Origin of the sequence: Rhodopseudomonas sp. P2A-2r, from assembly GCF_026015985.1 — a bacterium.
In the GTDB taxonomy this organism is placed as follows: Bacteria; Pseudomonadota; Alphaproteobacteria; order Rhizobiales; family Xanthobacteraceae; genus Tardiphaga.
The window spans coordinates 4749312-4768312 of record NZ_CP110389.1 but is presented as its reverse complement, the minus strand read 5'-3'; the positions used below and the strand labels follow the sequence as shown (position 1 = coordinate 4768312).

Annotated in this window: 15 protein-coding genes and 1 pseudogene; 11 read left to right on the top strand and 5 right to left on the bottom strand. The window is 65.6% G+C overall.

Annotation, left to right across the window (positions count from 1 at the left end):
- The first annotated feature begins 81 nt into the window (after positions 1 to 81).
- The 3 genes from ONR75_RS23045 (at position 82) to ONR75_RS23035 (ending at position 3102) form a co-directional block, all read left to right on the top strand.
- Complete coding sequence (locus tag ONR75_RS23045) at positions 82 to 834, top strand: 2OG-Fe(II) oxygenase (protein ID WP_265079286.1); 753 nt, start codon at positions 82 to 84, stop codon at positions 832 to 834.
- 61 nt (positions 835 to 895) lie between these two features.
- Positions 896 to 1495: a DNA oxidative demethylase AlkB gene (gene alkB / locus ONR75_RS23040; protein ID WP_265083772.1), complete on the top strand. Its 600-nt coding sequence runs from the start codon at positions 896 to 898 to the stop codon at positions 1493 to 1495.
- A gap of 278 nt (positions 1496 to 1773) precedes the next feature.
- Positions 1774 to 3102 carry an MFS transporter gene (locus ONR75_RS23035; RefSeq protein WP_265079285.1) on the top strand — a complete coding sequence of 443 codons (1329 nt, stop codon included), beginning with the start codon at positions 1774 to 1776 and terminating at the stop codon, positions 3100 to 3102.
- Between the two features lie 9 nt (positions 3103 to 3111).
- Here ONR75_RS23035 and ONR75_RS23030 read toward each other — a convergent pair whose 3' ends face one another.
- From ONR75_RS23030 to ONR75_RS23010, 5 genes are all read right to left on the bottom strand, one after another.
- The gene (locus ONR75_RS23030) at positions 3112 to 4734 is read right to left on the bottom strand and encodes a thiamine pyrophosphate-dependent enzyme (RefSeq protein ID WP_265079284.1); all 1623 of its coding nucleotides are present in this window, start codon (positions 4732 to 4734) and stop codon (positions 3112 to 3114) included.
- A 28-nt stretch (positions 4735 to 4762) separates the two neighbouring features.
- Positions 4763 to 5629: a fumarylacetoacetate hydrolase family protein gene (locus ONR75_RS23025; RefSeq protein ID WP_265079283.1), complete on the bottom strand. Its 867-nt coding sequence runs from the start codon at positions 5627 to 5629 to the stop codon at positions 4763 to 4765.
- Positions 5630 to 5787: 158 nt separating this feature from the next.
- Positions 5788 to 6783 carry a 3,4-dihydroxyphenylacetate 2,3-dioxygenase gene (gene hpaD, locus ONR75_RS23020; RefSeq protein ID WP_265079282.1) on the bottom strand — a complete coding sequence of 332 codons (996 nt, stop codon included), beginning with the start codon at positions 6781 to 6783 and terminating at the stop codon, positions 5788 to 5790.
- 103 nt (positions 6784 to 6886) lie between these two features.
- Positions 6887 to 8437: a 5-carboxymethyl-2-hydroxymuconate semialdehyde dehydrogenase gene (gene hpaE, locus ONR75_RS23015; RefSeq protein WP_265079281.1), complete on the bottom strand. Its 1551-nt coding sequence runs from the start codon at positions 8435 to 8437 to the stop codon at positions 6887 to 6889.
- Positions 8430 to 8828 carry a 5-carboxymethyl-2-hydroxymuconate Delta-isomerase gene (locus tag ONR75_RS23010; RefSeq protein ID WP_265079280.1) on the bottom strand — a complete coding sequence of 133 codons (399 nt, stop codon included), beginning with the start codon at positions 8826 to 8828 and terminating at the stop codon, positions 8430 to 8432. The genes hpaE and ONR75_RS23010 overlap by 8 nt, the downstream gene beginning before the upstream one ends.
- Before the next feature lie 132 nt (positions 8829 to 8960).
- Between ONR75_RS23010 and hpaR the strand changes: the two genes are divergently transcribed.
- From hpaR to ONR75_RS22970, 8 genes and pseudogenes are all read left to right on the top strand, one after another.
- Positions 8961 to 9464 (top strand): homoprotocatechuate degradation operon regulator HpaR, encoded by a 504-nt coding sequence (hpaR, locus tag ONR75_RS23005; RefSeq protein WP_265079279.1) that lies wholly within the window; start codon positions 8961 to 8963, stop codon positions 9462 to 9464.
- 140 nt (positions 9465 to 9604) lie between these two features.
- Entirely contained in the window at positions 9605 to 10750 is a 1146-nt protein-coding gene (locus ONR75_RS23000; protein WP_265079278.1) for an ABC transporter substrate-binding protein, read from the top strand.
- 234 nt (positions 10751 to 10984) lie between these two features.
- Positions 10985 to 11860: a branched-chain amino acid ABC transporter permease gene (locus ONR75_RS22995; protein WP_265079277.1), complete on the top strand. Its 876-nt coding sequence runs from the start codon at positions 10985 to 10987 to the stop codon at positions 11858 to 11860.
- Positions 11857 to 13632: a branched-chain amino acid ABC transporter ATP-binding protein/permease gene (locus ONR75_RS22990; protein ID WP_265079276.1), complete on the top strand. Its 1776-nt coding sequence runs from the start codon at positions 11857 to 11859 to the stop codon at positions 13630 to 13632. The genes ONR75_RS22995 and ONR75_RS22990 overlap by 4 nt, the downstream gene beginning before the upstream one ends.
- The gene (locus ONR75_RS22985; protein ID WP_265079275.1) at positions 13632 to 14384 is read left to right on the top strand and encodes an ABC transporter ATP-binding protein; all 753 of its coding nucleotides are present in this window, start codon (positions 13632 to 13634) and stop codon (positions 14382 to 14384) included. Before ONR75_RS22990 ends, ONR75_RS22985 begins: the two co-directional genes overlap by 1 nt.
- A 16-nt stretch (positions 14385 to 14400) precedes the next feature.
- On the top strand, positions 14401 to 15486 hold the full coding sequence (locus ONR75_RS22980) for a malate/lactate/ureidoglycolate dehydrogenase (RefSeq protein ID WP_265079274.1): 1086 nt from the start codon (positions 14401 to 14403) through the stop codon (positions 15484 to 15486).
- 117 nt (positions 15487 to 15603) lie between these two features.
- Positions 15604 to 16380, top strand: coding sequence for an HpcH/HpaI aldolase family protein (locus ONR75_RS22975; protein ID WP_265079273.1), 777 nt, complete (start codon positions 15604 to 15606; stop codon positions 16378 to 16380).
- Positions 16381 to 17427: 1047 nt separating this feature from the next.
- A pseudogene (locus ONR75_RS22970) lies at positions 17428 to 18950 on the top strand (UxaA family hydrolase).
- The last annotated feature ends 51 nt before the right edge of the window (positions 18951 to 19001 follow it).

Genomic DNA, 19001 nt, shown 5'->3' with positions numbered 1-19001 from the left:
TCGGGTGTCGCGACCCTCAGCGAAATCTCAATCTTGCCCAAAGGTCACGATATCCTCCACGTGATCGATGGAGACGATGGCATGGTTTCTCCCGCAAATGCGCGACGCGTCGACAGCGCTCCTGCGCAATCCTTGTTGCCGCGCCTTGCCACCATCGACTGGGCACATATCGCCGGGGAACTCGATGCCCGCGGCTGCGCCGTCATCGACAACCTGCTGTCCGCGGAGCAATGCGCCGAACTGGCGATGCTGTATCCCGACGACAGCCGGTTCCGCAGCCGCGTGGTGATGGGCCGCCACGGTTTCGGCCGCGGCGAGTACAAGTATTTTTCCTATCCGTTGCCCCAGCCGATCGCGGCCCTGCGGGCTTCGTTGTACGGCCCGCTCAGCGACGTCGCCAATCGCTGGAACGCGACGATGGGCATCGCCGTCCGCTTCCCCGGCGATCACGACACCTTCCTGCAGCGCTGCCACGCAGCCGGCCAGACCCGGCCGACGCCGCTGCTGCTGCAATATGGCGAGGGCGACTACAATTGCCTGCATCAGGACCTCTATGGCGAACATGTGTTCCCGCTGCAGGTGGCGATCCTGCTGTCGGAACCGGGCCGCGATTTCACCGGCGGCGAATTCGTGCTGACCGAGCAGCGGCCGCGCATGCAGTCGCGTGCCGAGGTGGTGCCGCTCGGCCGGGGCGACGCGGTGGTTTTCGCTGTGCATCACCGCCCGGTGCAGGGCACGCGCGGCGCCTATCGTGTTAACATGCGCCATGGCGTCAGCCGGATCCGCTCCGGCCACCGCCATACCGTTGGTGTGATCTTTCACGATGCCAAATGAGTGATGCGTGACTGACCTGTTTGCAGCTCTGGCCGATGACCACCGTCCGTCGCGCGAGGCGATGGCCGAGGGCGCGGTGTTGCTGCGCGGATTGTTCAGGGCGGACGAGCCGGAGATCATCTCCGCCTTGCGCGCGATCGTCGCGCAGGCGCCGTTCCGCCGCATGGTCACGCCGGGCGGCCACACCATGTCGGTGGCCATGACCAATTGCGGCAGCAAGGGCTGGGTCACCGATATCAGCGGCTATCGCTATGACGTCAACGATCCGGAGTCCGGCAGGCCCTGGCCGGCTCTTCCGCCTTCGTTTCTCGACCTTGCGCGTCGCGCCGCGGAGCAGGGCGGCTTCGCGGACTTCGTGCCCGACGCCTGCCTGATCAACCGCTACGTGCCGGGCGCGAAAATGTCGCTGCATCAGGACAAGGATGAGCTCGATCTCGGCGCGCCCATCGTCTCGGTCTCGCTCGGCCTGCCGGCGGTGTTCATGTTCGGCGGCCTCGCGCGCAGTGAAAAGGCAAAGCGCTATCGTCTCGAACACGGCGACATCGCGGTGTGGGGCGGCCCGGCGCGGCTGGCCTATCATGGCGTCGCGCCGCTCGCCGACGGCGAGCATCCCCTGATGGGCCGGCAGAGGATAAACCTGACGTTTCGGAAAGTGCAGTAGCAGGCGCATTCGCAGCGCAAAGTGCTCTTCTTCCCCTCTCCCACCGGCGAAGCGCAGCTTCGCTGGGCGGGGAGGGTGGATCGAACGCACGGAGTGCGTTCGAGGCGGGAGAGGGGGGCGTGCCACATACTCCGACGTCAGCTAGCTGCCAAGGGCCCTCTCCCGCCTTCGCTTCGCTCAGGCACCCTCTCCCGCGGCGCGCCGCTGGGGGAGAGGGAAGAAAGCCCGGCTTTCCTTTCTCGCTGTCGCTCCTTTATGCTTCCGCTCGGAGCAGCCCGATGACCGAAGTCGAACTCGCCGAAGATGCCGCAGCGACCAGCGCCAGCAATCGCGCCGGCGTCTATCTCGCGGTGCTGCAGCTGGCGTTCACGCTGATGTGGACCGTCTACGTCATCTTCCTGCCGAAGCTGGCCGCCAGCGTCGGCATCGCGCCGTCCGCGGTGATTGTCATCCTGATGATGGACCAGTTGATCTTCACCGTCACCGACACCGCGATGGGCATCGTCGCTGACCGCATTTCGCGTGTCGTCGGCCGGCTCGGGCTGATCGTCGGCCTGCTTACCGCGATTTCCTGCATCGCCTTTGTCGCGATGCCTTTCGTCGCCGGCAACGGTCCGAACGCCCAGGCCGCGCTGATCGCGCTGATCGCGATCTGGGCGGTGACCTCGTCGGCGCTGCGCGCCCCGCCGCTGACCATGCTCGGCAAATACGGCGCGCGGCCGAAGCTGCCGCTGCTCGCCGCGCTGGTGATGCTCGGCTACGGACTTGCAGGTGCGCTTTCGCCCTATCTCGGCGTCGCGCTGCGCGAAATCGATGCGCGGTTGCCGTTCATCCTGTCCAGCGTCGTGCTGCTGCTGGTGGCGCTGGCGCTGTCGCGGGTCGAGCGCGGCCTCGTCGCGGTGGCGGCCCGCGAGGGCCGCCCGAAGCTGGCGCCCGCCAAGCCGCTCGGCCGGGTGCCGCTGCTGTTCATCGCCTCGATGGTGATCCTGGCGCTGGGTTACCAGCTGCATTTCAGCATCAACAGCGCGCCGTTCTTCCTGCGCTTCGCCAAGCCGGCGGATCTGGAATGGCTGATGCCGGTGTTCTGGATTGGCTTCAACATCGCGATGTTCCCGGCCAGCATCGTCACCCGGCGCCGCGGCGGACTGGTGGTGATGGGCTTTGCCGGTCTGCTCGGTGCCGTTGCCGTGCTCGGCGCCGAACTGGCCGGCAGCCTCAACGTGCTGATCGTCGCGCAGTTCCTCGCCGGTGCGGCGTGGGGCTGCATGCTGATGAGCGCGGTGGCCGCGGCGCTGGCGATCGGCGAGACCGGCGCCGAGGGCAAGGTCACCGGCCTGGTGTTCTCGGCGCTGGCGCTGGCGACCTTTGCGCGCATGGCGGCGGTGGCCGGCGGCTTGCAGAAGCTGCCGGACTACGCGCCGCTGCTGTACTGGGCGCCGGTGGCGTGCTGGTCGGTGGCCGGCGCCGGCCTCCTGGTGCTGGCGGCATCGCGCGCGCAGCGGGGAGTCCCGCGACCTCATCCTGAGGTGTGCGCCCTTGCGCGCGTCTCGAAGGATGGCCACACATCTCATGGTTCGAGACGCGCGAAGACGCGCTCCTCACCATGAGGGCATCGGCTACGGCTTCGCCGGATGAATGAACGCCCACGGGCTCACTTCGGAATCCCTGGGCACCTCGATCACGATAAGGCTTGGCCCGCCATGCGCCAGCGCCTTTTCAAGTGCAGCACGAAACTGATCCGGCGCGGTGACCCGCGCCGCGGCGACGCCGAACGAATCGGCAAGTTTGACGAAATCCGGATTGACGAGATCCGCGGCGGTGACGCGGCCGTCGAACACGGTGAGCTGGTCGCGCCGCACATTGCCATAGGCGTTGTTGTTGAACACCAGCGTGACCACGCCGATGTTGAACTGCACGGCGGTCGCCAGTTCCTGCACCGCGAACATGAATCCGCCATCGCCAGTGATGGCCACCACCGCGCGGTCCGGATGCGCGACCTTGGCGCCGAGCGCGGTGGGGAAGCCGGAGCCCAGGGTGCCCTGATAGCCCGAGGTGATGAAGGTGCGTGGCTGGTAGATCGGAAAGCCGTACCACGAGGCGAAGCCGACCTGCGACAGCTCGTCGGTGACGATGGCGTCGTCAGGCAGCACCTCGCGCAGAATGTTCAGATAGGCCATCTGCGGCTGCACGGCCTGGATCTCCTGCAGCGCTTTCGCGGAGGCGTCGCGGATCGCGTCGCGGCGGCCGGCGGTTTTGCCGAAGCCCGCTTTGCTGACCGCGGCGCGCAAGGCGGCCGTGCCGGCGCGAGCGTCGGCGACCACAGCGGCATCGGCCGCGAAGCGGCGCATCTCCACCGGATCGATGTCGATGCGCACCGACTTCTGCCCGGCCGGGCGGTACGGCCAGCGCCACGCCGGCAGCTCCAGCCGTGTGCCGATGCCGATGATCAGGTCGGTCTGCGGCCACAGATGATACGCCGCCGCCATGGTCAGCCCGAGTTCATGGGCATTGCTGACGATGCCGCGTCCGGAGCGGAACGCCACCACGGGCGCGTCGAGCATCTCCGCCAGTTCGAGAATCTCGTCGGCGGCATCAATGGCGCCGGAGCCGACGAAGATCATCGGATTCCTGCTGGCCTTGATCAGGGCCGCGGCCGCCTTGATGCGCTCGCTGTCCGGCAGCGGCGCGGCGAAGCGCGGCAGCGGCTGGGACGCGCCGACATCGGCGCGCTGGGTGAACACATCCCACGGCATTTCCAGCGCCGCCGGTCCGCGCCGTCCCGACATCATCTCCTGAAAGCCGCGCGCCACTTTGGTCGGCGCGGAATCGGGATAGTCGATGCGGTCGGCCCATTTGACAAAGCTGCGCAAGGTCGCGAGCTGGTCGGGCATCTCATGCAGATGGCCGCGGCCCTGGCCGAGAAACGCCGTCGGCACCTGGCCGGTCAGGCACAGCACCGGTTCGTTGGAGCCGAAGGCGGTGAGCATTGCCGCGCCGGCATTGAGCACGCCGGGGCCGGGCACCACACTGAACACGCCGGGCCTGCCCGAAGCGCGCGCATAGCCATAGGCCATGTAGCCGCAGGCCTGTTCGTGGCGCGCGCCGATCACGCGCAGCTGCGCCTGATGGAAGGCGTCGAACAGCCCGTAGATCTGCGCGCCCGGCAGGCCGAACACGGTGTCGACGCCTTCCGCCACAAGACCCTGGACGATGGCTTCGCCGCCGGTGATTGCAGTCATGATGTGAATCCGTTGTTTGCTTGCATGCTCATGCTTCATCCACCACGCCGTTGCGCAGGACGCCGATGCCGGTGGCCTCGACCTCGACGACGTCGCCGGGGATCAGAAAGCGCGGCGGATCGAAGCGCGCGCCGGCGCCGGTCGGCGTGCCCGTGACGATGACGTCGCCCGGCACCAGCGTTGTGAAGGTGGAGATATAGGCGAGCAGATATCGGAAGCTGAAGATCAGCCGCGACGTGCGGTCGTCCTGACGCAGCTCGCCATTGACGTGGGTGGTGAGCCGGATGTCGGCGATCTGCGCTTCGTTCGTATACGGCACCAGCCACGGGCCGAGGCTGCCGGAGGAATCGAAGTTCTTGCCCTGGGTGACGTTGAATTTGGCGTGGCGCACCCAGTCGCGGATGGTGCCTTCGTTGCACAGGGTGATCGCCGCGACGTGATCCAGCGCGTCGCGCTCGGCGATGTGCCGGCCGGTCTTGCCGATCACCAGCACCACCTCGCCCTCGTAGTCGAGCTGCGGCGAGACGTGCGGCCGCACCAGGGGCGCGCCGTGACCGACGAAGGAGCGCGGCGTCCGCATGAACATCGAGGGAAATTTTGGCGCGTCCTGGCCGTCCTTGTATTCGGCATTGCGGTCGGGATAGTTGACGCCGATGCAGATGATCTTTTCCGGTGCCGGGATCGGCGGCTGCAACGCGATAGCATCAAGCGCGAAGTCGGGCGCAAGATTCGCCGCCGCATCCACCAGCCGCGGCAACGCGCCATGGGCAATCGCCTCGCGCAGCGTCGGATAGTGCCCGTAGCGCGCCGAGAGATCGACGACGCCCGCATCGGTCACGGCACCATATTTCAGCGCGCCGTTGACGGTGAAGGTGGCGAGGCGGGGAGGGGTCATGCTGTGCGATCCTTACACTCGGTTGTCGTCACCCGCGAAAGCGGGTGACCCAGTATCCGGCGTCGTCTGTGGCCAACGCAGAACCCTGCGCATATTGGGTCGCCCGGTCCAGGCGCGCAATTGCGCGCCGGCCGGGCGACGACAACATTTGCGTGGCTTCAATCCGCAATGGTCACATCCGCCGTGAACAGCGGCTCGCGCACGGCCTCACCGGGGAATGGCGAGCCCTGTTCGAACCACGAGCGCGGCGCCGGCGCGCCCCACAGGGTCTGGCGGCGCGGATCCTTCAGCGACCAGCGCAAGGGTTCGTGATCGTGATCCATGGTCTGGTAGTCGGAGGTGTAGAGTTCGAGGCGGTGGCCGTCGGGATCGCGGATGTAGAGGAAGAAGGCGTTGGAAATGCCGTGGCGGCCGGGGCCGCGCTCCATGTTCTTGAGGTATCCCGACGATGCCATCACGTCGCACAGATGCAGGATATTCATCGCGGTCGGCACCCAATAGGCAAAATGGTGCAGCCGCGGCCCGCGGCCGTTGGTGAAAGCGAGATCGTGGACGTTGCCCTTGCGATGCATCCACGCCGCGGCGATGCGGCCGTTCTCGCCGTCCTCCTCGGCATATTCGGTGAGGCGGAAGCCAAGTCGGGCATAGAACTCGACCGTATCCTGCAGTTCGGGCGCGAACACGTTGAAATGGTCGAGCCGCTGCGGATGGCAGCCCTTGTAGAGATCGAAGCGGCGCAGCAGATGCGGACGCTTGTCCATGCTGGCAACCAGTTCGATGCGATAGCCGAACGGATCGGTGAACTGCAGGGTGCGGCCCTGGAACGGGCGTGCGACAAAGGCGTAGACGATGCCGTTGGCGGCGAAGAACGACGCGGCCTTGTCGAGGTCGTTCTCGTCGCCGGCCCGAAAGCCGAGCCGGGCACAGGCGGCGTTGTCAGCCTTGCGCAGCACCAGCGAGTGATGCTGGTGCTCCTCGCTGCCGCGCAGATACACCGTATCCTCGTCGGCGTCCTCCACATGCAGCCCCACCGTGGTCTCGTAGAAAGCGCGGCTCGCCGCAAGATTGGTGACATCCAGCACCACGTGGCTGGCGCGCAGGATGTTGAAGGGGGATCGAAGACGTGCTGCGGGACCGGCATGGCGTTTCCTCATCGTCGTTTGTTGTTGTCCTCATGGTGAGGAGCGCGCGCTTGCGCGCGTCTCGAACCATGAGGCGCACCCCTCATCCTTCGAGACGCGGCCAAAAGGCCGCTCCTCAGGATGAGGGGATGCCCAGCTTCTGGATCTTGTGCGTACCCTTGGCGAGCGAAACGTGCTTGGTTTCCATGTAGAAGTCGAACGAGTAGTCGCCGCCGTCGCGGCCGATGCCCGACGACTTCATGCCGCCGAACGGCGTCGGCAGATGGCGGACGTTTTCCGAATTGAGCCAGATCATGCCGGCCTCCAGCGCGTCGGCGACGCGCAGGGCGCGGCCCACATCGCCGGTCCAGACATAGCCGGTGAGGCCATAGGGCACGGCATTGGCGATCTCGATGGCTTCGTCCTCGCCGCGGAACTGGATCACCGTCAGGAACGGGCCGAACACTTCCTCCTGCGCCACCCGCATGTCGCTGCGCGCGCCGGTGACCAGCGTCGGCTGCACATAGTGCCCTCCGCCGGGGCCGTCATGCGCCTTGCCGCCGGCGGCGATGGTGGCGCCGTCCTGCCGGGCGATGTCGAAATAGGAGCACACCTTGTCGAAATGCCGCGCATGAATCAGCGGCCCCACTTCGGTGGCCGGATCGAGTGGATGGCCGATGCGTAGCGCCTTCACCCGCGCGGTCAGCTTGGCGATGAAGGTGTCCGCGATGCTGTCCTGGACCAGCAGCCGGCTCGACGAGGTGCAGCGCTCGCCGTTCAGCGAGTAGATCATGAACACCACGGCATCGAGCGCGCGGTCGAGATCGGCGTCGTCGAACACGATCACCGGGTTCTTGCCGCCGAGTTCGAAATGCACGCGCTTCAGCGTCGGCGCGCCCTGCGCCATGATCGCCGCACCCGTGGACGTCTCGCCGACGAAGGCGATGGCCTTGATGGCCGGATGTTCGGTGAGGGCCTTGCCTGCCTCCTCGCCAAACCCATGCACGGTGTTGAGCACGCCGTCGGGCACGCCGGCCTGCTTGACGATCTGCGCGAGCAGATCGGCGGTGACCGGCGACCATTCCGCCGGCTTGTGCACGACCGTGCAGCCGGCGGCGAGGGCAGGGGCGATCTTCCAGGTGGAGAGCATGAACGGCGTGTTCCACGGGGTGATCACGCCGACCGGGCCGATCGGCACCCGGGTCGACACGTTCCAGTGTTCATCGGCCGGCATGTTCAGCCCGTCGCGGGCGTCGGTGCATTTATCGGCGAAGAAGCGGAAGTTTTCCGCGCCGCGTACCGCCGCTTTGGCCATGAATCTGTGAGCTTGCCCGGTGTCGATGCATTCCAGCACCGCGATGTCGTCGGCGCGGTCCTCGATGGCGTCGGCGACGCGGTGCAGCAGCTTCTTGCGCATGGCGGCCGGCATGTCGCGCCAGTCGCGAAATGCGCGCTGCGCCGCCTTGGCAGCGAGGTCGATATCCGCCGCATTGCCGCGCGCCACCTGCGCCAGCACGGCGCCATCGATGGGGGAGGTGGTCTCGAACACCTCGCCGGAGGCCGACGGCACGATCTGGCCATCTATGATGTGACCGATGCCGTCGCCGGTGAGTTTCTTCAGCAGAGGTGCGGCGCGGTCGCGGTTGGCCTGGAACACGGCGGCGGAATCGATGGGAGCTTTAGCCATGCCGGGCCTCGCCGATCAGCAGATCGTGGATGTTGTTGCGCTTCCAGCTGGTGGCCTTGTCGTTGATCTGCATGTCGAACGACAGCGCGAAGTTGCTGCTGGTGAAGACCGGGTCGAGATAATCGGACAATACCTGGAAGATATGCTCGCCGGCCTTGTGGCGGGTGGCGAGGTCGCGGCCTTCGCCGATCCGCAGCACCATGTCGAGAAAGCCGAGCCCCGGCCGGCCGTCGGCGATGGCGTAATGCGGGCAGCGGATGGCGCGCACGCGAATGCCGCCCAGCGGAAAAACCCCGGTCTCCACCGCCGCCTTGCGCACCAACTCGCACACCGCGCCGATATCGATCTGCGTGTCGAGATTGGCGGAATATTCGATGGTGAAATGCGGCATCTGGCGGCTCGCTTCCTGGGAATTGCCGTGCAAGTATCCTGCGCGAAACCGATTAACATGTTAAGTGTCTCCGATCAAACCGCTCCGGCGGATTTCCATTGTGCGATGCACGCGGCCGAATGCAGGATATCGATGACCTCCGCCAGCAAGGGCAGCACAGGATCCGGCACGCAAGTTCCGATGCGCGACTTTTCGCGTTCGCTGCCGATGGCGCTGCTGCGCGCCCGCGAATCCGTGATGCGGCATTTCCGCCCGTCGCTGCGCGCCCATGGGCTGACCGAGCAGCAGTGGCGCATCCTGCGCGCGCTGTCGGCGCACGGCGCGATCGAGGTCACGGAACTGGCCAATGTCGCCTGTCTGCTCGGCCCGAGCCTGTCGCGCATCCTGCGCGATCTGGAGGCGCGCCGGCTGATCAGGCGGCAATTGGTGAAGTCCGATTTGCGTCGCAGCATTGTGGCCATCACCAACAGCGGCGTGAAGCTGATCGCCGCAGTGGCGCCGTCGTCGGAGGCGATCTATGCCGAAATCGCCAGCCGGTTTGGCGCGCGCAAGCTGGCGGATCTGCAGGACATGCTGCATGCGCTGGAAGGCAGTCTCATGACAATGCCGGTGGCGGGCGACGATGCGGATGAATGATATGTCGTGCGCGGGCATGCATAACGTTTGTGCAGACACAGACTTGCCGAACGGAGAGTAGACACGCGCGGAATTTTTCGCTCAACTCTGACAATCAAAGAAGGCTGGCGCTCAAGTCCGGCCTCTTACGGGAGGATTCGATGAAGCTTACGAGACGTGATTTTACGGCTGGTCTCGCGGCCGGTATTGCCGCACCCGCTCTCATTGGCAGCGCGCGGGCGCAGGGTGCCACCATCAAGATCGGCATGTGTGCGCCCATCACAGGCCCGGCCGCCGAAGCCGGGAAATACGCCACTGGCGGTGCCAAGCTCGCGGTCGAGGCGATCAACAAGGCCGGCGGTGTGCTCGGCAAGCAGATCGAACTGATCATCGAGGACGACCAGACCACCAATCCCGGAATCGTGCTGGCGTTCTCCAAGCTCGCAGCGCAGTCCGATATTGTGGGTTTCCTCGGCTCGATCCGCTCCACCCAGGTGCACGCCATGGCGCCCGACGTGCTGAAGCTCGGCAAGCCGGTGATGTTCGGCGGCACCGATCCCAATCTCACCAAGCTTGGCAATCCCTGGCTGTTCCGCTTCCGGCCCAATGACAGCTATTCCGGCCGCGTCATCGCCGACTACGGCGTCAAGACGCTCGGCAAGAAGAAGTGGGCCGTGCTGCATTCCACCGACGCCTTCGGCACCGCCGGCGGCAAGGCGCTGACCGAGGCGCTCGGCAAGCTCGACGCCACCATCGCCATCGATCAGGGCTATGCCAACCAGAGCCAGGATTTCACCCCGGTCGTGCTGGCCATCAAGCAGTCCGGCGCCGACATCCTCGGCTCCTACTTCACCTTCGAAAACGACCTCGGCATTTTCGCCCGGCAGCTGCGCCAGCTTGGCGTCAGTATTCCGTGGGTGGGCTCGCCCTCCATCGTCAACGTCACCGCCCTGAAACTCGCAGGCCCCGCACTGTACGGCACCTACGGCGTCGCCGATTATGCGGAAGAGTCCAGCGAGGGCTCGAAGAAGTTCGGCAAGGCCTATCGCGATGCCTACAAGGTGGCGCCGGACAACCAGAGCTCGTGGCCCTACGACGCGGTTACGGTGCTGGCTGCGGCCATCAACAAGGCTGGATCCACCGATCCGCAAAAGATCCGCGAGGCGATCATCGCCATCAAGAAGTTCCCCGGTGCCGAGGGCGAATACAACTTCGACGACAAGGGCGACGGTCTGCACGGCTACAACATCGTGAAGAACGACAAGGGCAACATCGTCTTCGACAAGCACATCGAGTTTGAGGACTGACGGCCGCAGGCCGTCATCCCGGTTCGCGCGCAGCGTGAGCTGCGCGCGAACCAGCCTAACACTGTCATTCCGGGGCGCGAGCGGCGCCAGCCGCGAGCGAACCCGGAATCCCGAAATGTTCAGCGCCCTTTTCCGCAAACGCCATTTCGGGATTCCGGGTTCGCCCGCCAGACGGCTTCGCCGCTGTCGTCCGCCCCGGAATGACATCTACTTTTCTCCCACCGAGCATCCCTGATGGATCTTGCGCTTCAACTTCTGTTTACCGGAATCGGCATCGGCGCCGTCTATGCGCTGGTGGCGCTGGGCTTCGTGCTGATCTTCCGGGCCACCAACGTGGTGAACTTCGCCCAGGGCGAGTTCTCCATGGTTGCCGCCTATCTGATGGTGGTGTTCGCCGTCGACCTGCAATGGCCGTACTGGATTTCATTTCTGGTGGCGCTGGCCGGCATGGCGCTGCTCGGCGCGGTGTTCAACCTCGGCGTCTACTATCCGCTGCGCCATCGCACCTATCTGCCTGTCATCATCGCCACCATCGGCGCCTCGATCCTACTGGCCAATTCGGTGCTGGCGCTGTACGGGCCGCAGCCGCAGGTGCTCGAGGGTTGGTTCGAGACCCCCGGAATCCAGGTCGGCCCGGTCTATCTCGACAACCAGTATCTGCTGATCATGGCCGTGACCCTCGTGCTGGTGATCTTCAACTACTGGTTCTTCGAGAAGACCATGCTCGGCAAGAAGCTGCAGGCGACATCGCAGGACAAGGAGATGGCCTCGTTGCTCGGCATCTCCGTCTCCACCATGATCATGATCACCTTCATCTATTCGGCGATGCTCGGCGGCCTCGCCGGCATCCTGGTGGCGCCGATCCTGTTCGTCTCGATCCAGATGGGCTCGACAATCGCGCTGAAGGCCTTTGCCGCCACCATTATCGGCGGTTTCGGCGACGTCACCGGCGCCATCATCGGCGGCCTGTCGCTGGGTATCATCGAGACCTTCGGCGCCGCGTATATTTCGGTGCCGTACAAGGACGCCTTCGCCTTCATGGTGCTGGTTGCGTTCCTGGTGTTCCGCCCGCAGGGCATCTTCGGCGAACGCGTGGCGGAAAAAGCATGAGCGTCACCGAGAACGTCCAGCCCGTCGCCGTGCCGCGCACCACGCCGCTGCTGATCCGTCACGCGCCGTATTTCATCGGCGCCGCCGTCGTCGTGGCGCTTGCCGCGTCGATGAGCTTCGACGGCTACATCCTCAACATCCTGATGCAGGCCACCACCTTCGCCATCGCGGTGTTCGGCCTGTCGGTGGTGCTCGGCCTGTGCGGCCAGATCAACCTGGCGCAGGCGGCCTTCTTCGGCTTCGGCGCCTATGCCGTCGCCATCGGCACCGCCGACTACCAGATCAGCTACTGGCTGTGTCTCGCCGCCGGTTGCGTCATGGCGCTGCTGGCTGGCGCGGTGCTCGGCATGTCCACCCTGCGACTCGGCGGGCACTATCTCGCCATGGTGACGATCTCGTTCCAGCAGATCGTGACGCTGGTGATGATCAACGCCATATGGCTGACTCACGGCCCGGACGGCGTCGGCAAGATCGGGCGTCCGGCGCTGTTCCAGTCGTCGCAATCCTATCTGGCCTTCTGCGTGGCGATGCTGGCGCTGATCGGCTACTTCGTCTGGCATCTGCCGCAGACGCGGCTCGGCCGCGCCATGCGCGCGGTGCGCGACAACGAACTCGCCGCCGGCGTGGTCGGCATCGATGTGTTTCGCACCAAGGTCTATGCATTCGCCATCTGCGCCGTGCTCGGCGGGCTCGGCGGCGGGCTGTTCGCCGGCGGCTTCGCCTATGTCAGTCCCGACCAGTTCTCCTTCGCCGAATCCATCGTGTTCCTGACCATGTCGCTGCTCGGCGGCGTGGCCTCGCCGATCGGCTCGGCGATTGGCACCGGGCTCTTGATCCTGATCCCGGAGTGGCTGCGCTTCCTCAAGAGCGTGCCGGGTCTGTATCTGGCGATCTACGGCCTGTCGGTGATTCTGATCATCCGCTACATGCCCGACGGCATCTGGGGTTTTGTCACCGCCTTCCTCGACCGCTTCCGCGGCAAGGTCAAAATCCCCGATCCCGGCGTGCCGCTGCAACTGGCGCCCGCAAAGACCGGCGGCGAAATGGTGCTGGAAGTCACAGGCCTCGCCAAGCATTTCGGCGGGTTGAAAGCCGTCGACAATGTCGACATTGCCGTGCACCGCGGCGGCGTGCATGCGCTGATCGGGCCGAACGGTTCCGGCAAGACCACGACGCTGAACGTGCTGTCCGGCCTCTACAGCGCCACCGCCGGCAAGGTGTTGCTCGACGGCACCGACGTCACCACCATGCCGCCGCATCTGCGCGCGGCGGCGGGGCTCGGGCGCACCTTCCAGAACATCCGCCTGTTCCGCACCATGAGCGCGCTGGAGAACGTCATCATCGGCGCCGAGCGGCCCGGCAATACGCTGATCGGCAACGGCAACGATGCCCTGCTGACGGCGCGCGCCATGTCTGCGCTGACATTTGTCGGCCTCGGCCCGCGCGCCAACGAGCTGATCTCCAGCTTCTCCTACGGCCACCAGCGGCTGATCGAGATCGCCCGCGCATTGGCGGCAAACCCGACGCTGCTGCTGCTCGACGAGCCCGCCGCCGGCCTCAACTCCACCGAAAAGCTCGAACTGCACGAGCTGCTGAAGCGCATCGCGGCACAGGGCCTCACCATCCTGATCATCGATCACGACATGACGCTGGTGTCCGAAGCCGCGCAGCACATCACCGTGCTGAACTTCGGCCGCCGCATCGCGGACGGCGAATCCATGGCGGTACTGCGCCATCCGGATGTCGTCTCCGCCTATCTGGGAACGGAATGATGGCGCTGCTCGAAGTTCGCGATCTCAACGTCCGCTACGGCGAAATCGAGGCCCTGCGCGGCATCTCGTTCAGCGTCGAGGCGGGGCAGGTGGTGACGCTGCTCGGCGCCAACGGCGCCGGCAAGTCGACGACCTTGCGCGCCATCTCCGGCCTCGCCAAACCGGCGTCGGGCGATATCCTGTTCGACGGCAAGTCGATCGCCGGCCTCGGTCCGGAGCCGATCGTGCGCATGGGCATTTCGCACGTGCCGGAAGGACGGCGGGTGTTTCCCGGCCTGACGGTGAAGGAAAACATCATGCTCGGCGGCTCCAACCGCCGCGCCTCGAAGTCCGAACTGTCGCGGGAATCGGACGCCATGTTCGACCTGTTTCCGGACATCCGCAAATTCTCCGATGCGCTGGGCTGGACGCTGTCCGGCGGCCAGTTGCAGATGGTCGCCGTTGCCCGCGGGCTGATGGCCAAGCCGCGGCTGCTGCTGCTCGACGAGCCATCGCTGGGTCTCGCCCCGGTGATCGTGCAGGCGGTCTTCCGCATCATCACCGAGATCCGCCAGCACACCACCGTCTTGCTTGTGGAGCAAAACGCGCGCATGGGACTGTCCGTTGCCGACCATGGTTATGTTCTGGAAACCGGCCGCATCGTGCTCGGCGGCAAACCGGATGAATTGTGGGGCAACGAAGCCATCGCCGCCGCCTATCTCGGCGGCCACGCCAAGAAGCCGCTCGTCGCAGAACTGCACGCGCAAGAATAAGGGCAAAAGTCCAGACATGGTGACTATTCAAGTCGACAGACTGATCGATTTCGTGGGCGACATTTTTGCCCACGCGGACTCCGAACAGGCAGAAGCGACGCGCATCGCGACCTATCTCACCACAGCCAATCTCACCGGCCACGACAGCCACGGCGTGATCCGCGTGCCGGTCTATATGCGCTGGCGCAAGGCCGGCATGATCGTGCCGAACCAGACCATCGAGATCCCCGTGGACACGCCGTCGCTGGCGGTGGTCGACGGCAAGTTCGGCTATGGCCAGACCGTCGGTCCGCAGGCGGTCAAGCTCGGCATCGACAAGTGCAAGGCCGCCGGCCTCGCTGCCATCGCCACGCGCAACTCCGGCCATATCGGTCGCATCGGCGACTGGGCCGAGATGGCCGCGGCCGAGGGCCTCGTCTCGATCCATTTCGTCACCGCGGCGGGCTCGGTGCTGGTGGCGCCCTATGGCGGCGTCGAGCGGCGGCTGTCTACCGCGCCATATTGCGTCGGCATTCCCCGCCCGGGCCAGGCCCCGGTGGTGCTGGATTTTGCCACCTCGGTGGTGGCCGAGGGCAAGGTGCTGGTCGCCAGCCGCGGCGGCAAGAAGCTACCGAAGGGCGCGCTGATCGGCCTCGACGGCACGCTCAGCGAGGATCCGGCGCAGCTGTACGGACCCTATGCCGCCGACGGCCCGCGCGATCACTCCAAGGGCACCGGCGCGATCCGCGCCTTCGGCGATCACAAGGGCTCGGGCCTGGCGCTGATCTGCGAACTGCTCGGCGGCGCGCTGACCGGCAACGGCGCGACCAAATACGATCGCCCCTTCGCCAACGGCATGTTCTCGATCTACATCGATCCGAAGGTCATCGATCCCTCCAACTTCTTCGACGGTGAAGTGACGCGCTACATCGATTTTTTCAGGAGCACAAAACCCGCCGCCGGCGTCGATGCTGTGCTGGTGCCCGGCGATCCCGAAGCCGCGACCCGCGCGGAGCGCACCAAGAACGGCGTGCCGCTGCCCGACGAGACCTGGAGCGCCATCGTGCAGACCGCGCGCGAGGTCGGGGTCAGCGAGGCCGCCATTCAACACGCAGGAATCTAGAACGCCCGTCATTGCGAGTGCGGCAAGCAGTCCAGCGCAACAGGAAAGACTGGATCGCTTCGCAGCAAGTGCTGCTCGCAATGACGAATTCACTCGTCAAAAAGAAGGACCAAAATAATGGCAAACAAAGTCAAGGAAATCTGGAAGTCCGGCAAGGTCGCCGTCAACGGCTGGCTGGCGATTCCGTCGGGCTTCTCCGCCGAAGTGATGGCGCAGTGCGGCTTCGACAGCGTCACCGTGGACATCCAGCACGGCGTGCAGGACTACATGTCCATGGTCGAGTGCTTCCAGGCCATGGGTGCTCATCCGGTGACGCCGATGGTCCGCGTGCCATGGAACGAGCCCGGCATCATCGGCAAGGTGCTGGACGGCGGCGCCTATGGCGTGATCTGCCCGATGGTGAACACCAAGGAAGAAGCAGAGAACTTCGTGCAGTACTGCAAGTATCCGCCGCGCGGCACCCGCTCGAACGGCCCGATCCGCTCCGGCATGTATGGCGGCGCCGGCGACTACCAGAAGACGGCGAATGACGAGATCATCTGCCTGCCGATGCTGGAGACCAAGACCGCGGTCGACAACATGGAAGCCATCCTCGATGTCGAAGGCATCGACGGCGTCTATGTCGGCCCCTCCGACCTCGGCTTCTCCTACGGCCTGGTGCCGAAGCTGGATCGTGAAGAGCCGGAGATCCTCAAGATCTACGACAAGCTGATCAAGGAATGCGACAAGCGCGGCCTCAACCCCGGCATCCACTGCTCCGGCCCCGAAGGCGCGGCGAAGAACATCGCCATGGGCTTCAAGCTGGTGACCCTGCTCAACGACAGCGGCATCCTCGCCACCGGCGCCAAGAGCTGGGTCAACGACACCCGCAAGGGCTCCGGCGGCAAGGCGTAAGCGCGGAACACCTCGACTGTCATCGCCCGGCCGGGCGCGTGCTTACGCGCCTGGACCGGGCGACCCAGTCAACGCTGTCGTCTGCAGTCGACAGCAGACGTCTGCGTTGACTGGACCCCCGCTTTCGCGGGGGTGACGGACGGAGCGTAAAACGCGCACGCCGTCTGGGTGTCGCGCCGGCGCATCAAGAATCTGCCGGATGTCGCCACGTTCCGGCAGCTGGGCGCCACATCTCGCGCGCAGCGGCACGACAAAGAAAATAATCCGCAAGTCCATTGACGATCCTCTAATCTGGATTGTAATCCCCTGCATCCCGTCCCAAGGAGAGGGGCGTATCGCGATCGCCACGGCACGCGGGATGGGAGGCGGTGGACGCGGCAGCGTCAGGCGCGGAATTTTCGGGCAGGGCGGGCACCCACAAGGGTCCGTGAGACCGGGGAGGAAACGCTGGCGACGACGCTGCACGGACGGCGAAGACGTGTGGTCCCGATGCCCCGTGTGGCATCAAGTCGGGTGGAGAGCCGCATGCAACCGCAGGCGGACACCCTCAGCCCAGGACGACGGCGACGAAACAGCGTGTCGGCCGCCGGGGAGCAACGAGATAAGCCGTTAACACCACCGCGTGCGGAACGCCGGGTTGCTCCCGGTGTGACCGTGGCAAAGCCTCGTGTGCCTTACTACCCTACTGCACACGAGCCCATGGGTGCATCGGGCACCCGGCGTTCCGCACGCCCTCTCCATCGAGGGCGCAGCGAATGCAGCACACCCCGGGCGTAGCGCGCCGCGGGATCGCGATCACGTGAGTGATGGAACACTTGAGATCTGTAGGGTGGGCAAAGCCTCGGCCGCGCAAAGCGCGGCGAGGCGTGCCCACGATGAAGCCGCATCGATGGATGGTGGGCACGGCGCAAGAGCGCCTTTGCCCGCCCGAGTGTCGGCGGTCAAGGGCAGGGCGCCCCTGCATTGCGGGGCTAACGCGACCGCGATCTTTCCGTTAGAACTCGTTCCAAAGGCCAGTGCCCAACAAGAACATCCGGAGAAAACCCCATGGCCCCATCCCCCGTCATTCGCCTGCATGAAGACGACGTCGTGCTGATCGCGCGCTCGAGCCTGCTGCCGGGCGTCGAGGTCGCGCCGGGCGTGGTGACGTCGGAGCGGATTCCGGCCGGTCACAAGGTGGCGATCCGGCCGATCGCCGTGGGCGAGGAAGTGCGCCGCTACGGCCAGATCATCGGTTTTGCGACGCAGTCGATCGCGCCCGGCCAGCACGTCCACACGCAGAACCTCGGCATGGGCGAATTTTCCCGCGATTACGCCTATGGCGTCGACGTCAAGCCGACGCCGAATTTCGATCTGCCGGCCACCTTCATGGGCATTCGCCGCGACGACGGCCGCATCGCCACGCGAAATTACATCGGCATTTTGACGAGCGTGAACTGCTCGGCGCATGTCGCCAGCATGGTCGCCGATGTGTTCAAGAAGAACCCGTTCACCGGCCACAATCCGTTGGCGGATTTTCCCAATGTCGACGGCGTGGTGGCGCTGACCCACAAGACCGGCTGCGGCATGACCCAGAGCGAGCCGCTCACACTTCTCCGCCGCACCCTCGGCGGCTATGCGCGGCACGTGAACTTCTCCGCCGTGGTCGTGCTGGGCCTCGGCTGCGAGATCAACCAGATCGGCGGGCTGATGCAGGAGCAGAAGCTGGCCGGGCGGCTGCGCGAGCTTGAAATCCAGGAACTCGGCGGCACCCGCAAGAGCACTGAGGCGGGTGTCGCCTTCGTGCGCGAGGCGCTGGTCGATGCGAATAGAGTGAAGCGCGAGGAAGTCTCCGCCAGCGAGTTGGCGGTGGCCCTGCAATGCGGCGGCTCCGACGGCTATTCCGGCATCTCGGCCAATCCCGCGCTGGGCGCGGCCAGCGATCTCTTGGTGCGTCACGGCGGCACGGTGATCCTGTCGGAAACGCCGGAGACCTACGGCGCCGAACATCTGCTGACGCGGCGCGCGGTGTCGCGCGAGGTCGGCGAGAAGCTGGTCGGGCTGATGCGCTGGTGGGAGGCCTATTGCGAGCGCGAGGGCGCCGAGATGAACGCCAATCCTTCCCCGGCAACAAGGCCGGCGGCCTCACCACCATTCTGGAGAAGTCATTGGGTGCCATGGCCAAGGCCGGCTCGACCAATCTGGTCGACGTGCTGAACTACGCCGAGGCGGTGACGAAGAAGGGTTTTGTGTTCATGGACACGCCCGGCTACGACCCCGTCGCGGCGACCGGGCAGGTCGCCGGCGGCGCCAATCTCGTGTGCTTCACCACCGGCCGCGGTTCGGTGTTCGGCTGCAAGCCGGCGCCCTCCATCAAGCTCGCGACGAACACGCCGATGTTTAAACGCATGGAAGAGGACATGGACATCAACTGCGGCACCATCCTCGACGGCGACGAGTCCGTGCAGGCCTGCGGCCAGCGCATCTTCGAGAAGATGCTCAAGACCGCGTCCGGCGAGCCGACCAAGAGCGAGAGCTTCGATTTCGGCGGCGCCGAATTCGCGCCCTGGGTGCTTGGCGCGACGATGTAGAAGAGGCGAGGCGCAACGGCCGCCCCGCACGCGGTTGTCACCACCCGCGAA

Bases quoted from the DNA above. Each gene is read 5' to 3' on its own strand.
- ONR75_RS23045 (WP_265079286.1), top strand. From the start codon at position 82: ATGGTTTCTCCCGCAAATGCGCGACGCGTCGACAGCGCTCCTGCGCAA.
- alkB (WP_265083772.1), top strand. From the start codon at position 896: ATGGCCGAGGGCGCGGTGTTGCTGCGCGGATTGTTCAGGGCGGACGAG.
- ONR75_RS23035 (WP_265079285.1), top strand. From the start codon at position 1,774: ATGACCGAAGTCGAACTCGCCGAAGATGCCGCAGCGACCAGCGCCAGC.
- ONR75_RS23030 (WP_265079284.1), bottom strand. From the start codon at position 4,734: ATGACTGCAATCACCGGCGGCGAAGCCATCGTCCAGGGTCTTGTGGCG.
- ONR75_RS23025 (WP_265079283.1), bottom strand. From the start codon at position 5,629: ATGACCCCTCCCCGCCTCGCCACCTTCACCGTCAACGGCGCGCTGAAA.
- hpaD (WP_265079282.1), bottom strand. From the start codon at position 6,783: ATGAGGAAACGCCATGCCGGTCCCGCAGCACGTCTTCGATCCCCCTTC.
- hpaE (WP_265079281.1), bottom strand. From the start codon at position 8,437: ATGGCTAAAGCTCCCATCGATTCCGCCGCCGTGTTCCAGGCCAACCGC.
- ONR75_RS23010 (WP_265079280.1), bottom strand. From the start codon at position 8,828: ATGCCGCATTTCACCATCGAATATTCCGCCAATCTCGACACGCAGATC.
- hpaR (WP_265079279.1), top strand. From the start codon at position 8,961: ATGACCTCCGCCAGCAAGGGCAGCACAGGATCCGGCACGCAAGTTCCG.
- ONR75_RS23000 (WP_265079278.1), top strand. From the start codon at position 9,605: ATGAAGCTTACGAGACGTGATTTTACGGCTGGTCTCGCGGCCGGTATT.
- ONR75_RS22995 (WP_265079277.1), top strand. From the start codon at position 10,985: ATGGATCTTGCGCTTCAACTTCTGTTTACCGGAATCGGCATCGGCGCC.
- ONR75_RS22990 (WP_265079276.1), top strand. From the start codon at position 11,857: ATGAGCGTCACCGAGAACGTCCAGCCCGTCGCCGTGCCGCGCACCACG.
- ONR75_RS22985 (WP_265079275.1), top strand. From the start codon at position 13,632: ATGGCGCTGCTCGAAGTTCGCGATCTCAACGTCCGCTACGGCGAAATC.
- ONR75_RS22980 (WP_265079274.1), top strand. From the start codon at position 14,401: ATGGTGACTATTCAAGTCGACAGACTGATCGATTTCGTGGGCGACATT.
- ONR75_RS22975 (WP_265079273.1), top strand. From the start codon at position 15,604: ATGGCAAACAAAGTCAAGGAAATCTGGAAGTCCGGCAAGGTCGCCGTC.